The following is a 22,040-nucleotide window of genomic DNA, read 5'->3' as shown; positions in this document are numbered from 1 at the left end:
TCCCCCTTGTAGCTCCAGGAGTGTTTTGCTCCCACTTGTTGGGACCTCCGAGGGGCACGGATGGTTGTATGCGCATTGCCGGGGACCTGACGGTTGGTGGTCGTTTACGCCCCCGGAAGCGTTCCGGGGGCCGGCAGGAAGCCCGTGACCTGGAAGTACGTCAGATACCGCGTCAGCACCTCGTCGGTCAGAGGCGGTTGACGCACCCCCGCGTCCGCCGCCGCACGCGCCGTGCGGGCGGAGTCGAAGCGGCGGTGGTCCGTCTCGTCGTGACCGGCCTCCCCGTCGTCGCCGAGGAAGAGCTGTGCGGCGTTGTCCGGGTGTTCGGCCACACAGGCGCGCCATTCCCCGGGCGTCACAGGGCGCAGCGCGTATCCGAGGCGGGCGGCCACCTCGAAGACGCGGTCCAGGCCGGGCGCGTCCGGGTTGGTGTAGTGGTACACCGGCTCCCCGGGCCGTTCGGCGGTGCTGAGGGCCGTGACGGCGGCGCTGACGTAGTCCACGGGTACCCAGTCGGTCGTGCCGTGCGCCAGATCGGGCACCGCTCCGGCCTGGAGGCAGCCCTTGATGAGCTGCCAGAGCAGGTCGCGGTCCTGGCAGGCGCCGGTGGCGGTGTCGCCGCTGATGCGGCCCGGGCGGTGGACGGTCACGGGGAGGCCGCGCTCGCGGGCGAGGCCCACCAGTTGCTCGGCGACCCATTTGCTCTGCGCGTACCCGTCGGGCAGGTCGTCCGCCGGGCCGGTCGGGGACGACTCGGTGAGCGGTGCGGGGTCCGTCCCGCGCGACGGGGCGTACACGCCGGTGGTGGAGACGTAGTGCAGGCCGGGCGAGCCGGAGTCCGCGAGGAGGCGCAGCAGTTCCTCGGTACCGGCCACGTTGGGCGCGCGCAGATCACCGTACGGGGCGGCGAAGTTGACGCGTGCCCCGTTGTGCAGCACCGGTCCCAGGCGCCGGGCGAGGGCGGTCCGTTCGTCGGGGGCGAGGCCGAGGCCGGGGGCCGCGAGGTCGCCGGGGACGGGGTGGATGAGGTCGGCGTACCGGGACTGCCACAGGCCGTAGTGCTCCAGGTTGGCCCGGAGCCGCTGGGCCGCGCTGTCGGGGCTCGCGGCCCGGACCAGGCAGTCGACCGGGCCGTCCGTGGCTTCGACGAGGTCGCGCAGGAGGAACGCGCCGAGGAAGCCGGAGGCCCCGGTGAGCAGGGGCCGTGCGGAGGGACGCGCGGGCCGGCGGGCCCGGCGCTCGGCGGTGATGTCGGGCGCGAGCCTCACCTCGGCGGCGAAGTCCGGCGCGGCCGCCTCCTCCCGCTCCTCCTCCCCCGGCGCCCGGCCGAGCAGGCGGTCGACGCCCTCGACGGTGGGCGTCGCGAACAGGGCGCGCAGGGAGGGCCGCACTCCGCAGCGCTCCCCGATCCGGCGGGCCAGGGTCACGGCGAGCAGGGAGTGGCCGCCGAGCGCGAAGAAGTCGTCGGTGACGCCGACCTCGGGTACTCCGAGGGTCTGCGCGAACACCTCGCACAGGGCGCGTTCGCGAGCGGTGCGCGGGGCCCGCCCGCCGGCCGGGGCCGCGCTGTCCGGGGCGGGCAGCGCGCGCCGGTCGGTCTTGCCGTTGGGCGTCACGGGGAGGGCGTCGAGCCGGACATGGGCGGCGGGCACCATGTGTTCGGGCAGCGTCGCGGCGAGGTGGGCGCGAAGTTCGGCCCAGCCGGGGGCGGGCTCACCGGTGGCGGGCACGGTGTAGGCGACGAGGCGCCGGTCGCCGGGGCGGTCCTCGCGGACCGTGACGCAGGCGGCGGCGACCCCGGGGTGCGAGGTGAGCGAGGCCTCGATCTCGCCGAGTTCGATGCGGAAGCCGCGGAGCTTGACCTGGTCGTCCACGCGGGAGACGTAGAGGAGGCGTCCGTCGGGCGTCCACCGCACCAGGTCCCCGGTGCGGTACATCCGGCCGCCCGCGCGGTCGAAGGGGTCGGCGACGAAGCGGGTGGCGGTGAGGGCGGACCGGCCGTGGTAGCCCCGTGCGACGCCCTCGCCGGCCACGTACAGCTCGCCGGTGACACCGGGCGGCACGGGGGTCAGCCGGTCGTCCAGGACGTACACGCGGGTGCCGTCGACGGGGGCGCCGATGGGGACGGTGCGGTCGGGGGCGAGGGGCCCTTCCGCGTGCTGGAAGGGACTCATGGTGGCGCAGACGGTGGTCTCCGTCGGGCCGTAGGCGTTGACCAGGAAGCGGTCCCGCGCCCAGGCGTGGACGAGGGCGGGCGGGCACGCCTCTCCGGCGAGGACCATGGTGAGCCCGGCGGGCAGGGAGTCCGGGGGCATCACGGCGAGGGCGGCGGGCGGGATGGTGAGGTGCGTGACGCCCCGGTCGCGGACCAGGCCGGCGAGGGCGGGGCCGGGCAGCAGGGCGTCGCGGGTGTCGATCTCCAGGCAGGCGCCGGTGAGCAGCCCCATGCACAGCTCCCAGAACGCGGCGTCGAAGCTGACCGACGCCATGTGCAGCACCCGGCTGCCCGGTCCGACGCGAAGCCGCTCGCTCTGCGTCCTGGCCATCGCCCGCACACCCCGGTGCGTGACGACGACGCCCTTGGGACGGCCGGTGGAACCCGAGGTGTAGATGACGTACGCCGGGTTGGCCGGGTCGATGCGGACCGGAGCGGGTGACGCGCCGCTCGCGCCGAGGTCGTCGGTGTACAGGTGCGGCACCGGGTGCTCGGGCAGGCGGCGGTGGAGTTCCGGGGTGGTGAGGAGCAGGCGGGGGCGCGCGTCGTCCAGCATGTAGGAGAGGCGCTGGGCCGGGTAGTCGGGGTCCAGCGGCACATAGGCGGCACCGGCCTTGAGGACGCCGAGGAGGGCCACGACGAGCTCGGAGGTCCGGGGCAGTGCGACGGCCACCCGGTCCTCCGGGCCCACGCCCCGTTCGGTGAGGTGGAGTGCCAACGCGTCGGCACGGGCGTCGAGTTCGCCGTAGGTGAGGGCGGTGTGCGCGTCGCGGACGGCCGGGGCGGCGGGGGTCCGACGGGCCCAGTCCTCGAAGAGGGCGGGGACCGTCGTGGCGGGCCGGGCGTCGACGGGCCCGGTACCGAGGGCGGTGAGGCGGTCGTGCTCGGCGGGCGTGAGCAGGTCGTACGTGTGCAGGGGGCGGTCGGGGTCCGCGGTGACGGCGCCGAGGAGCAGGACGAGCCGGTCGGCGAGGCCCTGGACGGTGGGGGCGTCGAAGAGCTCGGTGGCGTAGTCGACGGTGCCCCGCATCCCGTCGAGGGCGCCGGTGTCGTCGTAGGCCTCGGTGAGGGCGAACGACAGGTCGAACTTGCTGACTTCCGCCTCGGCGGGCACCCCGGTGACCGTGAGCCCGGGCAGGTCGATGGCGGCCGACGCCTGGTTCTGGAGGACCAGCATGGTCTGGAAGAGCGGGTGGTGGCTCTGGGCGCGTGCGGGGTTGAGGAGTTCGACCAGCCGCTCGAAGGGCACGTCCTGGTGGGCGTAGGCGGCGAGGTCGAATTCCCGGACCCGGCCGAGGAGTTCGCGGAAGGTGGGGTCGCCGCTCAGGTCGGTGCGCAGGACGAGGGTGTTGACGAAGAAGCCGACGAGACCGTTCGCCGCCTCGTCGGTCCGTCCGGCGACGGCCGTGCCCAGGGGGATGTCCTCCCCGCCGCCGTGGCGGGACAGGACGGTCGCCAGGGCGGCCTGGAGGACCATGAAGACGCTGGAACCGCAGGTGCGGGCGAGCTCCGTGACATGGCGGGCGGTGGCGCGGTCCACGGAGAAGCCGAGGGTGGCGCCGGTGTGCCGGGATGTGGCGGGGCGCGGCCGGTCCCAGGGCAGTTCGATCGCCTCGGGCAGCCCGGCCAGGGCGTGCCGCCAGTGGGAGAGCTGCCGGCAGACGAGGCTGTCGGGGTCCTTCTCGTCGCCGAGCAGGTCGCGCTGCCAGAGGGTGTGGTCCGCGTAGTCGACGGGGAGCGGCGCCCAGTGGGGCTCCTCGCCCCGGGCGCGGGCCCGGTAGGCGAGGCCCAGGTCGTGGGCGAGGGGCGCGAGCGAGGTGCCGTCGGCCGCGATGTGGTGGACGACGAGCACCAGGACGTGGGCGTCGGGGGCCAGGCGGAGCAGGGTCGCCCGCAGCGGCAGGCCGCGCTCGATGTCGATGGCCTCGGCGGTGGCGGCGGCGACGCGGTGGCGGAGCTTCGCCTCCTCGACGCTCTCCATGGCGAACGGGATGACGGCGTCGCCGGGTGCGGTGATCTGCTGGCACGGCCCGTGCTCGCCCTCGGGGAAGACGGTGCGCAGGGCCGTGTGCCGCGCGATGACGTCGGCCACGGCGGTGCACAGGGCGTCGGCGTCGAGCGGTCCGTCGATGCGTACGGCGAGGGGGATGTTGTACGTGGCGGAGGGGCCGTCGAGCCGGTGCAGGAACCACAACCGCTGCTGGGCGTACGACAGCGGGAGTTCGGCGGGGCGCGGCTGCGGGACCAGGGCGGGGCGGGTGCCGCCCTCCGCACCCTCCAGGGCGGTGGCGAGCGTGGCGACGGTGGGGTGCTCGAACAGCGTGCGGATGTCGGTCTCGGTGTGCAGGGCGGTGCGGATGCGGCCGACGAGGCGGGTGGCGAGCAGGGAGTGGCCGCCCAGGGCGAAGAAGCTGTCGTCGGTGCCGACCCGGTCCACGCCGAGCACATCGGCGAACAGCCCGGCCAGGATCTCCTCCATCGTGCTGCGCGGTGCCCGCCCCGCCACCGTGCGGGGCGCGGTGGGCGCGGGCAGGGCGGCCCGGTCGATCTTGCCGTTGGGGGTCAGGGGCAGGGCTTCCAGCGGCTGGACGACGGCCGGGACCATGTACGCGGGCAGCAGCCGCCCGACGTGTGCGGCAAGCAGTCCGGGGTCGGGTGTCTCGCCGGGCGCGAGGACGACGTAGGCGGTGAGGGTGCGGTCGCCGGGCAGGTCCTCGCGCACCACGACGCAGGCGGCGCGTACCGCCGGGTGGTCGCGCAGGACCGTTTCGATCTCGGCGGGTTCGATGCGGTGGCCGCGCAGTTTGATCTGCTGGTCGGCCCGGGCCACGTAGCGCACGGTGCCGTCGGCATCCTGGCGCACCAGGTCGCCGGTGCGGTACATGCGTGCACCGTCGCCCGCGAAGGGATCGGCGACGAAACGGGTCGCGGTGAGGGCGGCCCTGCCGAGGTAGCCGCGGGCGACCCCGGGGCCGGCGAGGTACAGCTCGCCCTCGGCGCCGGGCGGGACGGGGCTCAGGGCGGCGTCGAGGACGTAGGCGCGCACGCCGTCGAGCGGGTGGCCGATGGGCGGGGCGCCGCCGGGAGTGTGGCCGGGGCGTACGTGGTGGGCGGTGGCGAAGGTGGTGGTCTCGGTGGGGCCGTACACGTGCAGGACGGTCGTCCCGGGGTGGGCGGCGGCGACGCGCTGCATGACCCCGGGCGCGGCGGCCTCACCGCCTGCGGCCACCAGGCGCAGCTCTCCGAGGGACCCGGGGTCGGTCTCGGCCAGCACGTTGAAGAGGGCCGTCGTCAGGAAGGCGGCCGTGACGCCGTGCCGGGTCACCAGCTCCCGCAGGGTGTCGGGCTGGAGCGGGCCCTCCGGGGCGACGACGACGCGTCCGCCGCGCAGGAGCGGCACCCAGAGCTCGAAGGTGGAGGCGTCGAAGACGTACGCGGAGTGCAGCAGCACGGCGTCGGCGGCGCCGTCCCAGCCGTGGTGGGCGGCCAGCGCGGCGACGTCGCCGTGGCTGACGCCGACGCCCTTGGGCAGTCCGGTGGACCCGGAGGTGAACATGACGTACGCGAGCCGGTCGCCGCCCGGTGCGGCGGGGAGCGGGCCGGGGGCGGCGGGGCCCCCGGTGAGGACACGGCCGGTGCTGTCGACCGTCAGGACGGCGGTGTCCGGTCCGAGTTGGCGGACCCACGGCAGCGAGGCGGTCGTCCCGTCCACGATGAGGACGCGCAGGGGGACGACCTCGGTGACCCGGTTGAGCCGTTCGGTGGGCCAGCGGGAGTCGAGCGGCACATAGGCCCCGCCCGCGCGCAGGGTGGCCAGCGAGGCGGTGACGGTGGCGGCCGAGCGGGCGACGAGGATGCCGACGCCGTCCTCGGGCCCGGTCCCGAGACCGGTGAGGGCGGCGGCGAGCCGGTCCGCGAGGCCGGTGAGCTGTGCGTACGTCAGCTGCTCGCCGGCGCCGGAGACGGCGACCGCGTCGGGGTGGCGGGCGGCCCGGTCCGCGACGGTCTCCGGGATGCTCAGGGCCGTGGTGCCGTCGGGGAGGGCGGAGCCGGTCCCCCGGGCGATCAGCTCCTCGCGTTCGCCGTCGAGGAGGAAGGGTGCGGTGTCGGCGCGCCGGCCGAGGTCCTGGGCCATGGCCGTCAGCAGCTGCCGCATGCGCGAGACGGTCTCGGCCACCTCCTGGCGGTCGAGCACCGCGGCCCGGTAGCCGAAGGTGATCCGCAGGGTGTCGCCGGGAGCGACGGTGAGGGTGAGCGGGTAGTGGGCCGCGTCGGTGCCGCTGAAGCCGGTGACGGCGAGGCCGGGCAGTCCGCGCTGGGCGGTGCGCAGGGCTTCGGCGTCCATCGGGTAGTTCTCGAAGACGACGAGGGTGTCGAAGAGTTCGTCCAGGCCGGTGACGCCGCGGATGTCGCTGAGGCCCACGTGCTGGCTGCCGAGGAGCCGGCCCTGCTCGGCCTGGAGGCGGGTCAGGAACTCCGCCAGGGTCTCGCCGGTCGCGGGGCCGGTGCGTACGGGCACGGTGTTGATGAACAGGCCGACCATGGACTCGACGCCGGGAAGCTCCGGCGGGCGCCCGGACACGGTGGTGCCGAACACCACGTCGGACCGCCCGGTGAGGTGGCCGAGCAGCAGGCCCCAGGCGCCCTGGACCAGGGTGTTGAGGGTGAGGCGGTGGGCGCGGGCCGTCTCGCGCAGCCGGTCCGTGACGGCCGCGTCCAGGTCGAGGACGAGCGTCTCGGGCAGTTCGGCGGCGCCGTCCGGGCCGTCCCGCTCCGCGAGGAGGGTCGGCGCCTCGATGCCGGCGAGGGCGGCGGACCAGGTGTCGAGGGCGGCGGCGCGGTCCTGCTGGGAGAGCCAGACCAGGTAGGCGCGGTACGGGGTGACGCGCGGCAGGGCACTGTCGTCGCCGCCGACCGCGTACAGCTCGAAGAGCTCCCGTACGAGGAGGGGCAAGGACCATCCGTCGAAGAGGATGTGGTGGCTCGTCATGACCAGGCGGTGCCGCTCCGGGGCGGTCCGCACCAGGGTGAACCGCAGGAGGGGCGGCGTTGCCAGGTCGAAGCGGCGGGTGCGGTCGGCGGCGAGGAGGGCGGTGAGGCGGTCCGGCACCTCGTCCTCGCCGGTCAGGTCCAGTTCCTCCAGGGGTACGGGGACCTCGGCGGCGACCGCCTGCACGGGTTCGTCCAGGTCCTCGTGGAGGAAGCCGACGCGCAGGTTGGCGTGGCGGCGGAGCAGTCCGGCGATGGCGGCACGCAGCGTTGCGACGTCGACGGGGCCTTCGAGGTCGAAGACGAACTGCGCGGTGTAGACGTCCACGGCGTGCGCGTCGTACAGGGCGTGGAAGTACATCCCGGCCTGCAGCGGCGTCAGCGGGAGTACGTCCTCCAGTCGGAACCCGTTCACTTGCGTCCACCCCACTTGTTCTGCAGTCGGTCGATCTGGGCCTGGTTGAGCGAGACCAGGGGAAGGTCGGACGGCGTCCAGCCGCCTGCTCCGGGCTGTTCGGCGTGTTCCGCGACGGCGCGCAGCGCGCGGTTGAACGCCTCGGCGAGTGCGCCCACGTCTTCCTCCTTGAGCAGGTCGCTGGGCCAGGTCCAGCGGGCCACGAGGCGAGGGCCCTCCGGGAGGTCCTCGGTGTGCGCGTTGATGTCGAGGACGTGGTGCACGGGCATGCCGGGGTCCTGGCTGCGGGGTCCGCCGGCGTCGAGCAGGACCTCCCAGTCGCCGTCCGCCGCCCGGCCGGGGGCCGCGTACCGTCCGAGGTAGTTGAAGCCGATCTGGGGTGCGGGGGCGGCCAGGCGGGGGCCGGTGGCGGGGTTGAGACGGCGCAGCATGCCGTGGCCGACGCCGTGGTCGGGGACGGCGCGCAGCTGCTCCTTGACTCGCTTCACCGCACGCTCAACGAGCGAGCCGTCGAAGCGTGCCGGGTCACGGACGTCCAGGGGGCCCGGATCGACCCGGACGGGGTAAAGGCTGGTGAACCAGCCGACCGTGCGGGACAGGTCGATGCGGTCGGCGATCTGCTCCCGGCCGTGGCTCTCCAGATCGAGCAGCACGGCGGTGTCCGGGCGGCTCCGCCAGGCGTTGACGGCGAGGGCGAGCGCGGTGAGCAGGATGTCGTCGACTCCGGCGTGGAAGGCTCCGGGGACGGTGGTGAGAAGGGGCTTCGTCCAGGTGGCGGGCAGGTGGGTGGTGAGGGTGCGGGTGCCGTCCGCGGTGTCCAGGAAGGGGTCGAGCGGCCGGTATCCGAGCTGGGGGTCGGGCGTCCTCAGCGCCTCTTCCCACAGGGGCAGTTCGGCAGTGCGGGCCGGGGTGCGGGCCTGTTCGGCGAGGAGCTGGGACCAGCGCCGGTACGAGGTGGTGGCGGCGGGCAGCGCGGTCGCCGTGCCGGTGGCCACCTGCCAGGCGCGGGCGAGGTCGTCGGCGAGGATGCGCCAGGAGACGGCGTCGACGGACAGGTGGTGGACGACGAGGAGCAGCCGCCCGCGCGCACCGGGTCCGGCGTCGCCCCAGACGGCCTCGAAGACGGCACCGTCGGAGGGCCGCAGGCGCCTGCGGGCCCGTTCGCCCGCTTCGGTGAGCGCGGCCCGGGCGGCGTCCTCGTCGAGCCCGGCGATGTCGATCCGGGTGAAGCGGCGCCGGGCCGTGACGGCGCCGGGCGGCAGCGTTTCGAGCACGGGGCCGCCGCCGTCGGTGCGGGTGACGCGCAGGCGGAGCATGTCGTGGTGGTCGGCGAGGAGCTGGAGCGCGGCGACGAGGGTGTCCTCGCGGGCGCCGGCGGGGGTGCTCAGCACACCGGACTGGTTGTAGCCGTCGGTGGTGCCGGGGCGTTCGAGGAACCAGGCTGCGATGGGGGTCGGTTGCATCGTGCCGGTGCCGTGGCCGTCCGGTTCGCCGGGGGTGCCGTCCAGCGGTGCGGCAACCGCCGCGATGGCCTCGGGGGTGCGGTGGACGAAGACGTCGCGGGGGGTGACGGCGAGCCCGGCTTCCCGGACGCGGCTGACGAGCTGAATGGAGAGGATGCTGTCGCCGCCGAGCGCGAAGAAGTCGTCGTCGGTACGGACGGCGGGCGCGCGCAGGACGGAGGCGAACGCCTCGCACAGGACGCGTTCGGGCCCGGTGCGCGGCTCCCGGCCCGGCCGGGCGGCGTCCGGGCGCTCCGGTGCGGGGAGGGCGGCCCGGTCCGTCTTGCCGTTCGGCAGGGTGGGCAGCGTGTCCAGGGCCACGAATACGGCGGGCACCATGTACGGCGGCAGGGCCGTGCTGAGCCGGGTACGCAGTTCGCCGTCGGTGAGGCGGGCGCCCACGGTGTACGCGACGAGGCGCCGTTCACCGGGCCGGTCCTCGCGGACCAGGGCGCAGGCGGCGGTGATGCCGTGGACGGCGGTGAGGGCGGCCTCGATCTCGCCGGGCTCGACGCGGTAGCCGTTCAGCTTGACCTGGTCGTCGGCGCGGGAGACGTAGTGGAGGAGCCCGTCGGCGTCCCGGCGGACGAGGTCGCCCGTGCGGTACATGCGGCTGCCGGCCGGGCCGAAGGGGTCGGCGACGAAGCGGGTGGCGGTGAGCCCGGGGCGGCCGAGGTAGCCGCGGGCGAGGCCGTCACCGGCGATGTGGAGTTCGCCGGTGACTCCGGCCGGCACGGGCTGGAGCGCGGCGTCCAGGACGTAGGCGCGGGTGTTGTCGACGGGGCGGCCGAGGGGGACGCCGGGGACGCCTCCTTCTTCTCCTCCGGCGGTGACGTGGTGGGCGGTGGCGTCGATGGTGGTCTCGGTCGGGCCGTAGAGGTTGTGCACCTCGGCACCCCAGGCCCTGGCGGCCCGGGCCGCCAGGGCCTGGGTCAGGGGCTCGCCGCCGCACGCGACGGCCCTCAGCGCCGGGAACTCCGCTCCGGGCCCGGTCTCGGTGAGGAGGAGCGTGAGGTGGGAGGGCACGAACTGGGCGAGGGTGACGCCCTCGTCGCGCATCCGGGCCAGCAGCCCGGCCGGGTCGTGGTTGAGCGCGGCCGGGACGGGGCAGGTGGCGCCGCCGTGCAGCAGGGGCAGCCAGGTCTCCCACACCGAGGCGTCGAAGCTGGGAGAGGTGCGGGCGAGGACGCGGTCGTCGTCGGTGAGGCCGAAGTGGCCGGCCATCCAGGCCATGTGGTTGGTGAGCGCGCCGTGGGTGACGACGACGCCCTTGGGCCGGCCGGTGGAGCCGGAGGTGTAGATGACGTACGCCGCGTCGTCCGGGCCCGGCGCGTCGGCGGCCGGTGGTGCCCCGCGTCCGGCCGGCCAGGTGGACCGGTCGCCGAGCGCGAGGCGGGGCACGGCCGTGTACCGGGCGGCGCGCCCGGCGTCGTGGACCAGGAACAGGGCCGGGCGGGCGTCGTCCAGCAGGTGGGCGACGCGGGCCTCGGGATAGTCCAGGTCGACGGGCAGGCAGGCGGCCCCGGCCTTGGCGACCGCCAGCAGCGCGACGACCCGGTCCGCGGTGCCGTCGGCGGCGAGGGCGACGAGGTCGCCGCGGCCGATGCCCCGGTCGTGGAGGTGGTGGGCCAGGTCGTCGGAGCGGGCGTCCAGTTCGGCGAAGGTGAGCCGTTCCGTTCCGGCCCGGACCGCGACCCGCCCGGGGGTCCGGGCGGCCTGGGCCCGGAACGCCTCGGGGGCGGTCCGGGCGTGGACCGGGCGGACGGGCCCGGGGGCGGCCCGGTCCAGTGCGGCGCGTTCGGCCGCGTCCAGGAACGCGGCGGTGCGGACGCGCCCTTCGGGGTCGGCGGCGAGCGAGGCGAGCAGGCGGGTCAGGCGCGCGGCCAGGGCGTGCGCGGTGGCGGGGTCGAACAGTTCGGTGGAGAACTCCAGGTGCCCGTCGAGCCCGGCGGGCCGGCCCGCGTCGTCGCGGGTCTCCGTGAAGGTGAAGGTGAGGTCGAACTTGCTGATTCCGGTCCGCACGGGGTGCTCGGTCACGGTGAGACCGTCGAGGCCGAGCGTGGTGTCCGCCTGGTTCTGGAGGACGATCATGGTCTGGAAGAGCGGGTGGTGGTCCTGGGCGCGGTCCGGGGCGAGGGCGTCCACCAGGCGTTCGAACGGCAGGTCCTGGTGGGCGTAGGCGGCCAGGTCGAACGCCCGGACCCGGTCGAGGAGTTCGGTGAAGGTGGGGTCGCCGGTCAGGTCGGTGCGCAGGACGAGCGTGTTGACGAAGAAGCCCACCAGGTCGTCCAGGGCCTCGTCGGTGCGTCCGGCGACGGGGGTGCCGAGGGGGATGTCCTCGCCGGCGCCGTGCCGGGAGAGCAGGACGGACAGGGCCGCCTGGAGCACCATGAAGAGGCTGCATCCACGGGCGCGGGCCAGCTCGGCGAGCGCCCGGTGCGTGTCCGCGTCCACGGGGAAGGCGAAGGCGTCGCCCCGGTAGGTGAGGACGGCGGGGCGCGGCCGGTCCAGGGGCAGGGCGAGCAGGCCGGGGCTGCCGGCCAGCGCGGTGCGCCAGTGGTCCAGCTGCCGGGCGGCCCGGCTGCCCGCGTCGTCCTCGTCGCCGAGGAGGGCGCGCTGCCAGAGGGTGTAGTCGGCGTACTGGACGCGGAGTCCGGGCCGGTCGGGCGCCTCACCCCGGCTGCGGTGGCGGTAGGCGTCGCCGAGGTCGCGGGCCAGCGGTGCGAGCGACCAGCCGTCGCCCGCGATGTGGTGGACGAGAAGGACGAGCACGTGCGCCTCGGCGCCGAGGCGGAGCAGCCGGGCCCGCACGGGCAGGTCCGCGGTGACGTCGAAGCCGTGCGCGACCTCGGCGGCCAGCGCCTCGTCCAGGCCGTCCGGGCGGATCTCCCGGGGGGTCAGGTCCAGGTCGGCGTGGTCGGCGGCGAGGACGAGCTGACGCGGGACGCCGGCGCTCTCGGGGAAGACGGTGCGCAGGCTCTCGTGCCGTTCCACGACGTCCATGAGGGCGCGTTCCAGGGCCGGGGCGTCGAGCGGACCGTCCAGGCGCAGCACCATCGGCACGTTGTAGGTGGGGCTGGGTCCCTCGAACCGGTTGAGGAACCACAGGCGCTGCTGCGCGAAGGACAGCGGCAGCGGGTCCGGCCGGTGCGGCGCGCGCACCAGCGGCGGGGCGGCGGCTTCGGCGCCGTCGAGGGCGGCGGCGAGCGCGGCGGGCGTGGGGTGCTCGAAGACCGCCTTGACCTGGACCTCGACGGCGAGCGCGGTGCGGAGGCGGGCGACGAGCCGGGTGGCGAGCAGGGAGTGGCCGCCCAGGGCGAAGAAGTCGTCGTCGGCGCCCACGGCCGGGAGGCCGAGGACATCGGCGACGAGCCCGCAGACGATCTCCTCGCGCGCGGTGCGGGCGGCGCGCCCGCGTGGTGCGGTGTGCTGTCCGGGCGCGGGCAGGGCGCGCCGGTCCACCTTGCCGTTGACGGTCAGCGGCAGCGCGTCCACCAGGACGAACGCGGAGGGGACCATGTAGGCGGGCAGGGACCGGCCGACGGCTTCGGCCAGGTCGGCCGGGTCGGGGCGGACGGTCCCGGCGGGCACCACGTACGCGACGAGACGGCGGTCGCCGGGGACGTCCTCGCGTACGACGGTGAAGGAGTCGGCGACCCCTTCGCAGCAGGCGAGGACGGACTCGATCTCGCCGGGTTCGATGCGGTAGCCGCGCAGCTTGACCTGGCTGTCGGCGCGGCTGACGTAGGCGATCTGCCCGTCCGGGGTCCACTTCACGAGGTCGCCGGTGCGGTACATGCGTCCGCCGTCCGCGTCGAAGGGGTCGGCGACGAACCGGGTGGCGGTGAGGGCGGGCAGGCCGGTATAGCCCCGGGCGACGCCGCGCCCGGCGAGGTACAGCTCGCCCGTGACACCCGCCGGGACCGGGCCCAGCGCGCCGTCGAGCACGTACAGCCGCATGCCGTCCAGGGGCCGGCCGATGGGCGGCGGGCCCGCCGGCAGGTCGGCGGCCACGTCGTAGCGGGTGGCGAAGGTCGTGGTCTCGGTCGGGCCGTACACGTGCAGGACGCGGACGCCGGGCGCGGCGCCCGCGACCCGCTGCATCGCGTCGGGCGAGGCGAGCTCGCCGCCCGCGCAGACGAGGCGGAGTCCGGCGAAGGCGCCGGGGTCGGTGTCCGCGATCACGTTGAGCAGGGCGGTCGTCAGGAAGACGGCGGAGGCGCCCTGTTCCCGTACGGCTTCGCGGAGCGTCCCGGCCTCCAGGACACCCTCCGGTGCGACGACGACCGTGCCGCCGCGCAGCAGCGGCGCCCACATCTCGAAGGTGGACGCGTCGAAGACGTACGCCGAGTGCATCAGGACCGCGTCGGCCGCGCCGTCCCCCCAGGCGGAGTCCTCGGCCAGCGCCGCCACGTCGCCGTGGCTGACCCCGACGCCCTTCGGCAGCCCGGTCGAGCCGGAGGTGAACATGACGTACGCCAGCGAGTCCGGGCCCGGTACGGCGGCGGGCCGGCCGGGCGCCGGCGGCGCGCCGCGCAGGACGCGGCCGGCCCGGTCCACGACGAGGACCGGGATGCGCCGGGCGGCCTCGGTCACCCAGGCGGACCCGGCGGCCGGTTCGTCCACGACGAGGACCCGCACGTGCGCCACTTCGGTGACCTGGTCGAGCCGTTCCCGGGGCCAGCGCGCGTCCATCGGCACGTACGCGGCGGCGGCCCGCACGGCGCCGAGGGACGCGGCGACGACGGCCGGTGACCGGGAGAGCAGTACGCCGACGCCGGTCTCCGGGCCCGCTCCGAGGCCGGCGAGGGCGCGGGCGAGCTCGGCGGTGAGGGTGTCGAGCGCGGTGTACGTGAGGGTGGCGCCGTCGCCGGTCACGGCCACGGCGTCCGGGGTGCGCCAGGCCTGTGCGGTGAAGAGGGCGGGCAGGGTGGTGTCCGGTGCGGGGGCGGGCAGTTCGCGGCCGGTGCCCCAGTGGACGGCGCGGGTCCGCTCGTCCGGGCTCAGCAGGTCGTAGTCCGCGAGGGGCCGGGCGGAATCGGCGGCCACTTGTTCCAGCAGCCGCAGCAGGCGCGCCGCCAGGGCCTCGACGGTGACCCGGTCGAAGAGGGCGGTGGCGTACTCGATCCCGGCGGTGAGTCCGCCCCCGCCCCGCTCCTCCCCGAAGGCGAAGGTGAGGTCGAATTTGCTCAGGCCGTTGTGGACGAGCCGGTCCTCGACGTCGAGCCCCGGCAGTTCGGGGCGTACGGCGTCCTGGTTCTGAAGGACCAGCATGGTCTGGAAGAGGGGGTGGTGGTTGCGGGCCCTGACCGGGTTGAGGCTCTCGACCAGCCGCTCGAACGGCACGTCCTGGTGCGCATAGGCGCCGAGGTCGAACTCACGCACCCGCCGCAGGAGTTCACCGAAGGTGGGCGAACCGGACAGGTCGGTGCGCAGGACGAGGGTGTTGACGAAGAATCCGACCAGGTCCTCCAACGCCTCGTCCGTGCGGCCCGCGACGGGCGTACCGAGGGGGATGTCGTCGCCCGCGCCGTGCCGGTGCAGCAGCGTGGCGACGGCGGCCTGGAGCACCATGAACAGGGTGGTGCCGGACTCCCTTGCGAGGCGCAGCAGTTCGGCGTGCAGGCCGGGCGGTACGTCGAAGGCGTGGACGGCCCCCGAGGGATCGGTGGTGGCCGGGCGCGGGCGGTCGAGCGGCAGGTCGATGAGCCCGGGCAGTCCGGCGAGGGCGGTGTGCCAGTGGTCCAGCTGTTCGCGCAGCACACTGCCGGGGGCGTCCGGGTCGCCCAGGACGGCCTGCTGCCACAGGGTGTAGTCCGCGTACTGGATCCCGTCGCCGGCGTCGGGGTCCCGTCCGGCGAGGCGGGCCCGGTAGGCGTCGCCCAGGTGGCGGGCGAGCGGGGCGAGGGACCAGCCGTCGCCCGCGATGTGGTGCAGGACCAGCACGAGGACGTGATGGCCGGGCGCGGTGCGCAGCAGCCTGACCCGCAACGGCGGATCGCCGGCCACGTCGAACGGCTCGTCCACGGCATCCGTGACGGCCGCGTCCAACCGGGCCGGTGCCGTGCTCTCCACGGGCAGCCGGGGCGCGACGACATCGGTGGGCAGCACCAACTGGTGCGGCACGCCGTCCCGTTCGGGGAAGACGGTGCGCAGCGCCTCGTGCCGTTCCACGACGTCCCGCAGCGCGGCGCGCAGGGCGTCGGTGTCCAGCGGCCCGTCGATGTCGAGCACCAGCGGGATGTTGTACGCGGAGCTGGGGCCTTCGAGCCGGTCCAGGAACCAGAGCCGCTGCTGCGCGTACGACAGCGGCAGCGGTTCGGGCCGCTCGGCCACCGGCAGAACCGGCGGGCGGGAGCTCCCCCGGGTGTCCAGGGCCCGGGCGAGCCCGGCGACGGTGGGGTGCTCGAACAGGGTGCGTACGGCGAGGTCGGCACCGAGGACCGTGCGGACCCGGCTGACGAGGCGCATGGCGAGGAGCGAGTGACCGCCCAGGTCGAAGAAGCGGTCGTGCGGGCCGACGGCGGGGCGGCCCAGCACATCGGCGAAGATCCCGGCGAGCAGGTCCTCGCGCGGGCTGAGCACACCGGAGCCCCCGGCGCTGTTCGCGGCCTCGTCGTCCGGCCGGGGCAGGGCGCGCCGGTCCGTCTTGCCGTTGGGCAGGAGCGGCAGGTCGTCCAGGATGACGACCACGGCGGGCACCATGTAGTGCGGCAGCGCCTCCGCGAGGGCGTCGCGCAGGGCGGCCGGGCGCGGTCCCCGGTCCGTGGTGACGGCGTAGGCGACGAGCCGGCGCTCCCCCGGCGCGTCCTCCCGGATCACGGCGCAGGCGGCGGTGACCCCGGGGTGGGCGAGCAGGGCGGCTTCGATCTCGCCGGGTTCGATGCGGAAGCCCCGCAGCTTGACCTGGTCGTCGGCGCGGGAGACGTAGTCGAGCTGCCCGGCCGCGTTCCACCGGACGAGGTCGCCGGTCCGGTACATGCGGGCGCCGGTGCCGTCGAAGGGGTCGGCGACGAAGCGGGCGGCGGTCAGGCCGGGCCGGTCCAGGTAGCCGCGGGCGAGGTTGGGGCCCGACAGGTACAGCTCACCGGTGACCCCGGGCGGGACGGGCCGCAGCCGGTGGTCCAGGACGTAGGCGCGCATGGTGTCGACGGGCCGGCCGATCGGCACCGTCTCGTACGCGGTGTCCGGCGTGGCGGTCACGCGGTGGGCGGTCGCGTCGATGGTGGCCTCGGTCGGGCCGTACAGGTTGTGCACCTCCGCGCCCCACCGCGCGGCCGTCTCCTCGGCGAGGGCGCGCGGCAGGGGCTCCCCGCCGCACAGGACGGCGCGCAGGCCGGGCAGGGGGGCGGCGTCGGCCGCCTCGGACAGGACGAGAGTGAGGTGCGAGGGCACGAACTGGGCGACGGTGACGCCGAACCGGCTCATCCAGGAGACCAGCGTGTCCGGTTCCGTGTTGGCTCCGGACGGCAGCACGCACACCTCGGCGCCGTACATCAGCGGGAGCCACACCTCCCACACGGAGGCGTCGAAGCTGGTGGACGTCCGGGCGAGGACCCGGTCCCGCTGAGTGACCGCCAGGTGATCCGCCATCCAGGCCATGTGGTTGGCGAGGGCGCCACGGGTGACGACGACCCCCTTGGGGCGGCCGGTCGACCCGGAGGTGTAGATGACGTATGCCGGGTCCGCCGGGTGGGGGGTGTACGGATGCGGGGTGGCGGGGTGTACGGACGGCGGCTGGAGCGGGGCGTCGAGAGCGAGCCGTGGAATGTCGCCGGTGGGTACGTCGCCGGTGGTGAGGACCAGGACGGGGCGGGCGTCGTCCAGCATGTGGCGAATGCGGGCGTGCGGGTAGGCCGGGTCGACCGGCAGGTACGCGGCGCCGGACCGCAGCACGGCCAGCATCGCGACGACGGTGTCCACGGAGGGCGGCGCGGCGACGGCGACCAGGGTCTCCCGGCCCGCTCCGCGCTCGCGCAGCGCGTGGGCGAGGGCGTCGGCCCGGGCGTCGAGCTCGGCGTAGGTGAGGTGGGTGTGCGCGTCGCGCACGGCGACGGCACCGGGTGTGCGCAGGGCCTGTTCCCGGACCGCTTCGGGGGCGGTGAGCGCCGGCAGGGGCCGGGGTGCGCCCTGTCCTCGGGCCAGGAGGCCGTCGCGCTCGGCGGGGGTGAGGGGGTCCAGGCCGCCGATGGGGCGGCCGGGGTCGGTGACGGCCTGGGTGAGGACGTGGGCGAAGCGGGCGCAGAGGGCGCGCGCGGTGGCGGCGTCGAAGAGGTCGGTCGCGTATTCCAGGTAGCCGCCGATGCCCCCGGCGGACTCCTCGGCCTCTGCGGTCCCGGCGGTTTCGGTCAGCGAGAAGGTGAGGTCGAACTTGCTGCCGCCCTGGTGCCGGGACCGGTCACGGACGGTGATGCCCGGCAGCTCCGGTTCGGCCCGGTCCTGGTTCTGGAGGACCAGCATCGTCTGGAAGAGGGGGTGGTGGTCGCCGGAACGTGCCGGGTTGACGGCCTCCACGATCCGTTCGAAGGGCAGGTCGCTGTGGCCGAAGGCCGCGATGTCGGACTGCTTCACCCGGTCGAGGAGTTCGCGGAACGTCGGCTCGCCGGAGAGGTCGGTGCGCAGGACGACGGTGTTGACGAAGAAGCCCACCAGATCGTCCAGCACCTCGTCGGTGCGCCCGGCCACCGCCGTACCCAGCGGGATGTCGCTGCCCGCGCCGTGGGCGCCGAGCGTCACGGCGAGGGCCGCCTGGAGCACCATGAACGGTGTGCACCCCGCGGTGCGGGCGAGCCGGACGAGCGCGGCGTGCGCCGGGGCGGGCAGGTCGAAGGGGACGGACGCGCCCCGGTGGCTGGGCACGGCGGGGCGCGGCCGGTCGAGGGGCAGGTCGAGCAGACCGGGGGCGCCGCGCAGCGCCTCCCGCCAGAAGGCGGTCTGCCGGGCGGCGAGGCTGTCCGGATCGCCGGCGTCGCCGAGCAGTCGGTGCTGCCAGAGGGTGTAGTCGGCGTACTGCACGCGCAGCGGCGCCCAGTCCGGGGTGCCGCCGCCTTCCGTGCGGGACCGGTAGGCGGCGGAGAGGTCGCGGCAGAGCGGGGCGAGGGACCAGCCGTCGGCGACGATGTGGTGCAGTACGAGGACCAGGACGTGCCGGGCGGGCCCGTGCCGGAGCAGGTGGGCGCGGACGGCGGGGTCCCGGCTCAGGTCGAAGGGTGCGGTGCTGAGGCGGCGTACCGTTTCCGCCTCCCAGGCGTCGGCGTCTCCGTCCGCCGGAGGGTGTTCGACGGTGAGGGGGACGAGCGACGCGGTGGCGTCCGCGTCGATGATCCGCTGGTGGGCGACGCCGGCGTGCTCGGCGAAGACGGTGCGCAGGCTCTCGTGCCGGACGGCCACGTCGGCCAGAGCGCCGCGCAGCGCCTCGGTGTCCAAGGGGCCGTCGAGCTCCAGGACGAGCGGCACGTTGTAGGTGTCGCCGGGCGCCTCGGACCGGTTGAGGAACCAGAGGCGCTGCTGCGCGAAGGACAGCGGCAGCGCCTCGGGCCGGGGCTGCGGTACGAGGGCGGGCCGGGCGGCGCCCGCGGTGTCCAGGGCGGCGGCCAGGGAGGCGACCGTGGGACGGTCGAAGAGCGTGGCCAGGGCGAGTTCGACGCCGAGGGCGGCCCTCACCCGGCCGGTGAGGCGGGTGGCGAGCAGCGAGTGGCCGCCGAGGGCGAAGAAGCTGTCGTCCACCCCGACGGCGCTCACGCCCAGGACGTCGGCGAACAGCCCGGCGAGCACTTCCTCGTACGCGGTGCGCGGCGCCCGGCCGGTGCCGGTGGCGGTCCGGGGCGCGGGCAGGGCGCGGCGGTCGACCTTGCCGTTGGGGTTGAGGGGCAGGGCGTCGAGGACGACGAAGGCGGAGGGCACCATGTACGCGGGCAGCGTGCGCCCGACGCGGCGCGCGAGCGCGGCGGTGTCCGTGCGGGCACCGGGGGCGGGGACGACGTAGGCGACGAGCCTGCGGTCGCCGGGGGTGTCCTCACGGACGACGACGCAGGCGCCGCGCACGTCCTGGTCGGCGAGCAGCGCCTGCTCGGTCTCGGCCGGTTCGATGCGGAAGCCCCGCAGCTTGACCTGGCCGTCGGCGCGCCCGACGTACTCGATGTCGCCCGCGGCGCTCCAGCGCACGAGGTCGCCGGTGCGGTACATCCGGCTGCCGGGCGCCCCGTACGGGTCGGCGACGAAGCGGGCGGCGGTGAGCGCGGCGCGGCCCTGGTAGCCGCGGGCGACGCCGTGCCCGCTCACGTACAGCTCCCCCACCGCGCCGGGCGGGACCAGGGCCAGGGTGCCGTCGAGGACGTACAGGCCCATGCCGTCCAGCGGCCGGCCGATGGGCGGCGCACCGGAGGTGTCGGAGGTGACGGGATGGCGGGTGGCGAACGTGGTGGTCTCGGTGGGGCCGTACACGTGCAGGACGAGCGTGCCGGGCGAGGCGGCGGCCGCCCGCTGCATGAGACCGGGGGTCGCGGCCTCCCCGCCGGCGGCCACCGCGCGAAGCCCGGCGAAGACCGCCGGGTCCGCCTCGGCCAGCACGTTGAACAGGGCCGTGGTGAGGAACAGCGCGGTGACGCCGTGCCGTTGCACCGCCTCGCGGACGACGCGCGCCTCCAGCACGCCACCGGGGGCGACGACCACCCGGCCGCCGTTGAGGAGCGGCACCCAGAGTTCGAAGGTGGAGGCGTCGAAGACGTACGCCGAGTGCATGAGGACCGCGTCGGACACCCCGTGGGTCCAGGCGCTGTCGGCGGCGAGGGCCAGGACGTCGGCGTGGGTGACGCCGACGCCCTTGGGCAGGCCGGTCGAGCCGGAGGTGAACATGACGTACGCGAGCCGGTCCGGTCTGCTGATCCGGGGCAGCGGTCCGGGCCGTTCCGGCGCACCGTCGAGCACCCGTCCGCAGGCGTCCACGACGAGGAGCGGCAGATGGGCGGCGGCCTCGCGGACCCAGGGCTCGCGGGCGGTGCTCTCGTCGGCGACCAGGGCGCGGACGCGGGCCGACTCGGCGACGCGGCCGAGCCGTTCGGCGGGCCAGGCCGCGTCCATGGGGACGTAGGCGGCGCCCGCGGTGACGGTGGCGAGAGTGGCGGCCGGCACGGCGGCCGAGCGCCCCAGGAGCACTCCGACGCCGTCCTCGGCACCGATGCCCCAGCCGGTCAGCGCGCTCGCGAGGTCCTCGGCCGTCCGGTCCAGTTGCCGGTAGGAGAGGGTGTGCGGCCCGTCCACGACGGCCGGGGCGTCCGGGGTCCGGCGCACCTGGTCCCGGAACGCTTCGGGCAGGGTCCGCGCGACGGCGTGCCCGGGCAGGCCGGTGCCGAGCCCCTGGGCGCGCAGGGCGGTGCCGGTGGCTTCGTCCACGAGCGGCAGGTCGCCCAGGGGCAGGCCGGGGTCGGCGGCGGCCAGGGCGGAGACGAAGGACACGACGGCCTGCTCGTGCAGCCGCACGTCCTCGGGGCGGTAGAGGTCGGGCCGGGCGTCGAACCCGATCAACGGGCCCTTCCCCTCGGCCCGTTCGGAGACGAAGAGCGACAGGTCGTCCACCGGGCCGACCGACAGCACCCGGGAGGGCGCGGGGATTCCGGCGAAGTCCCGGTCGTAGTCGTAGCCCATGATGTTGACGACGATGCCGCTGAGGCGGTCCGCGTCGTCACCCGTGTTCAGTTCGCGGGCGAGCTGTTCGCGGGAGAAGCGGCGGTGGCGCAGGGCGCCGCGCATCTCGGCCGCGGCCGCGCGGACGAGGTCGCCGACGGACATGGCGTCGGTGAGGCTCAGGCGCAGCGGAAGGATGTTGGCGGTCATGCCGACGATGTGCCGCAGCCCGCCGTGCCGGCCGTTGGAGGCGAGGCCCATGGTGACCTCGCGGGTGCCGGTGACCCGGGAGGTGTACGCGGCGACCGCGGCGACCAGGACGGCGCTCCAGGTGGTGCGGTGGGCGGCGGCGAGCCGGCGCAGGTCCTCGAACACTTCGGCGGACAGGGACGCGCCGGTGTGCAGCCGGGTGCCGGGGGCGGCCGGTGCGCCGGGGCCGACCGCAGCGGGGAGATCGGTGCGGCGGCGGATGAGCGTCCTGACGCTGTGCGCGTCGTTGTCCGCGTCGGCGTCGGGGGACGGGTCCGCGAACCTGGCGGTCCAGTAGGCGCGGTCGGCTTCGTGGCGGCCGGATTCCCGGTAGGCCGCCTCGTCGGAGACGAGTTCGCGCAGGGGCGCGGCGGGCAGCGTGACCCCGGCGAGGTCCTCGCCCCGCACCGCGCGTCCGTAGAGGTCGGCCACGATGCGGGTGAAGACGGCGCCGCCGAGGCCGTCCACGGCTATGTGGTGGAAGCGGACGTACCAGTAGGACAGCCCGTCTCCGGCGCGGAGCAGGGCCAGGTGGTGGCGGGGGCGGTGCAGGGTGTCGGGCGTGGCCATGTCGGTCGCCAGGTAGCGCTCGACCTCGGCGGCGGGGTCCGCGGACCGGGACACGTCCACGATCCGGAGCCGGCGGGCGCCGGGCTCGCGGACGATGCGCTGGAGGAGGACGTCACCCTCCGTGACGAACTCGAGGTTGAGGCTGTCGCACAGCTCGCAGGCCCGGTCGACGGCGGCGGCGAATAGCGCCTCGTCCAGGTCGCCCCGGATCTCGAAGCATTCACCGATGTTGTATTTCGGGCTGCCGGGGTCGACGAGCTGCCCGTACCAGACGCCCTGCTGGGCTGTGGTCGTCCCGAAGAAGTCTTCGGGAGAGGGAGCGGATCGCGGGGAGGCGGAGCCGTTTTCGCGCATGCCGGGACACACCTTCGGGGAGAGCTTGCGGGGGACGAAGAGGGCAGGACGAAGCCGGCCGTGCCGGTGCGCCGTCCATGGACGGAAGCGGGCGGGTAAAAGCGAAGAGAACATCACCGCACCC

Annotated in this window: 2 protein-coding genes; both read right to left on the bottom strand. The window is 75.3% G+C overall.

All coding sequences use genetic code 11. The annotated features are described in order from the left end of the window. Positions 1–104: 104 nt before the first annotated feature. Positions 105–7,619 (bottom strand): amino acid adenylation domain-containing protein, encoded by a 7,515-nt coding sequence (locus ACLQ2N_RS12245; protein ID WP_425812009.1) that lies wholly within the window; start codon positions 7,617–7,619, stop codon positions 105–107. After that, positions 7,616–21,916, bottom strand: coding sequence for an amino acid adenylation domain-containing protein (locus ACLQ2N_RS12240; RefSeq protein ID WP_425812007.1), 14,301 nt, complete (start codon positions 21,914–21,916; stop codon positions 7,616–7,618). Before ACLQ2N_RS12240 ends, ACLQ2N_RS12245 begins: the two co-directional genes overlap by 4 nt. Between the last annotated feature and the right edge of the window lie 124 nt (positions 21,917–22,040).

It is taken from the genome of Streptomyces sp. DT224 (assembly GCF_049844595.1).
Taxonomy (GTDB): domain Bacteria; phylum Actinomycetota; class Actinomycetes; order Streptomycetales; family Streptomycetaceae; genus Streptomyces.
This window is presented reverse-complemented; position numbering and strand designations above follow the sequence as displayed.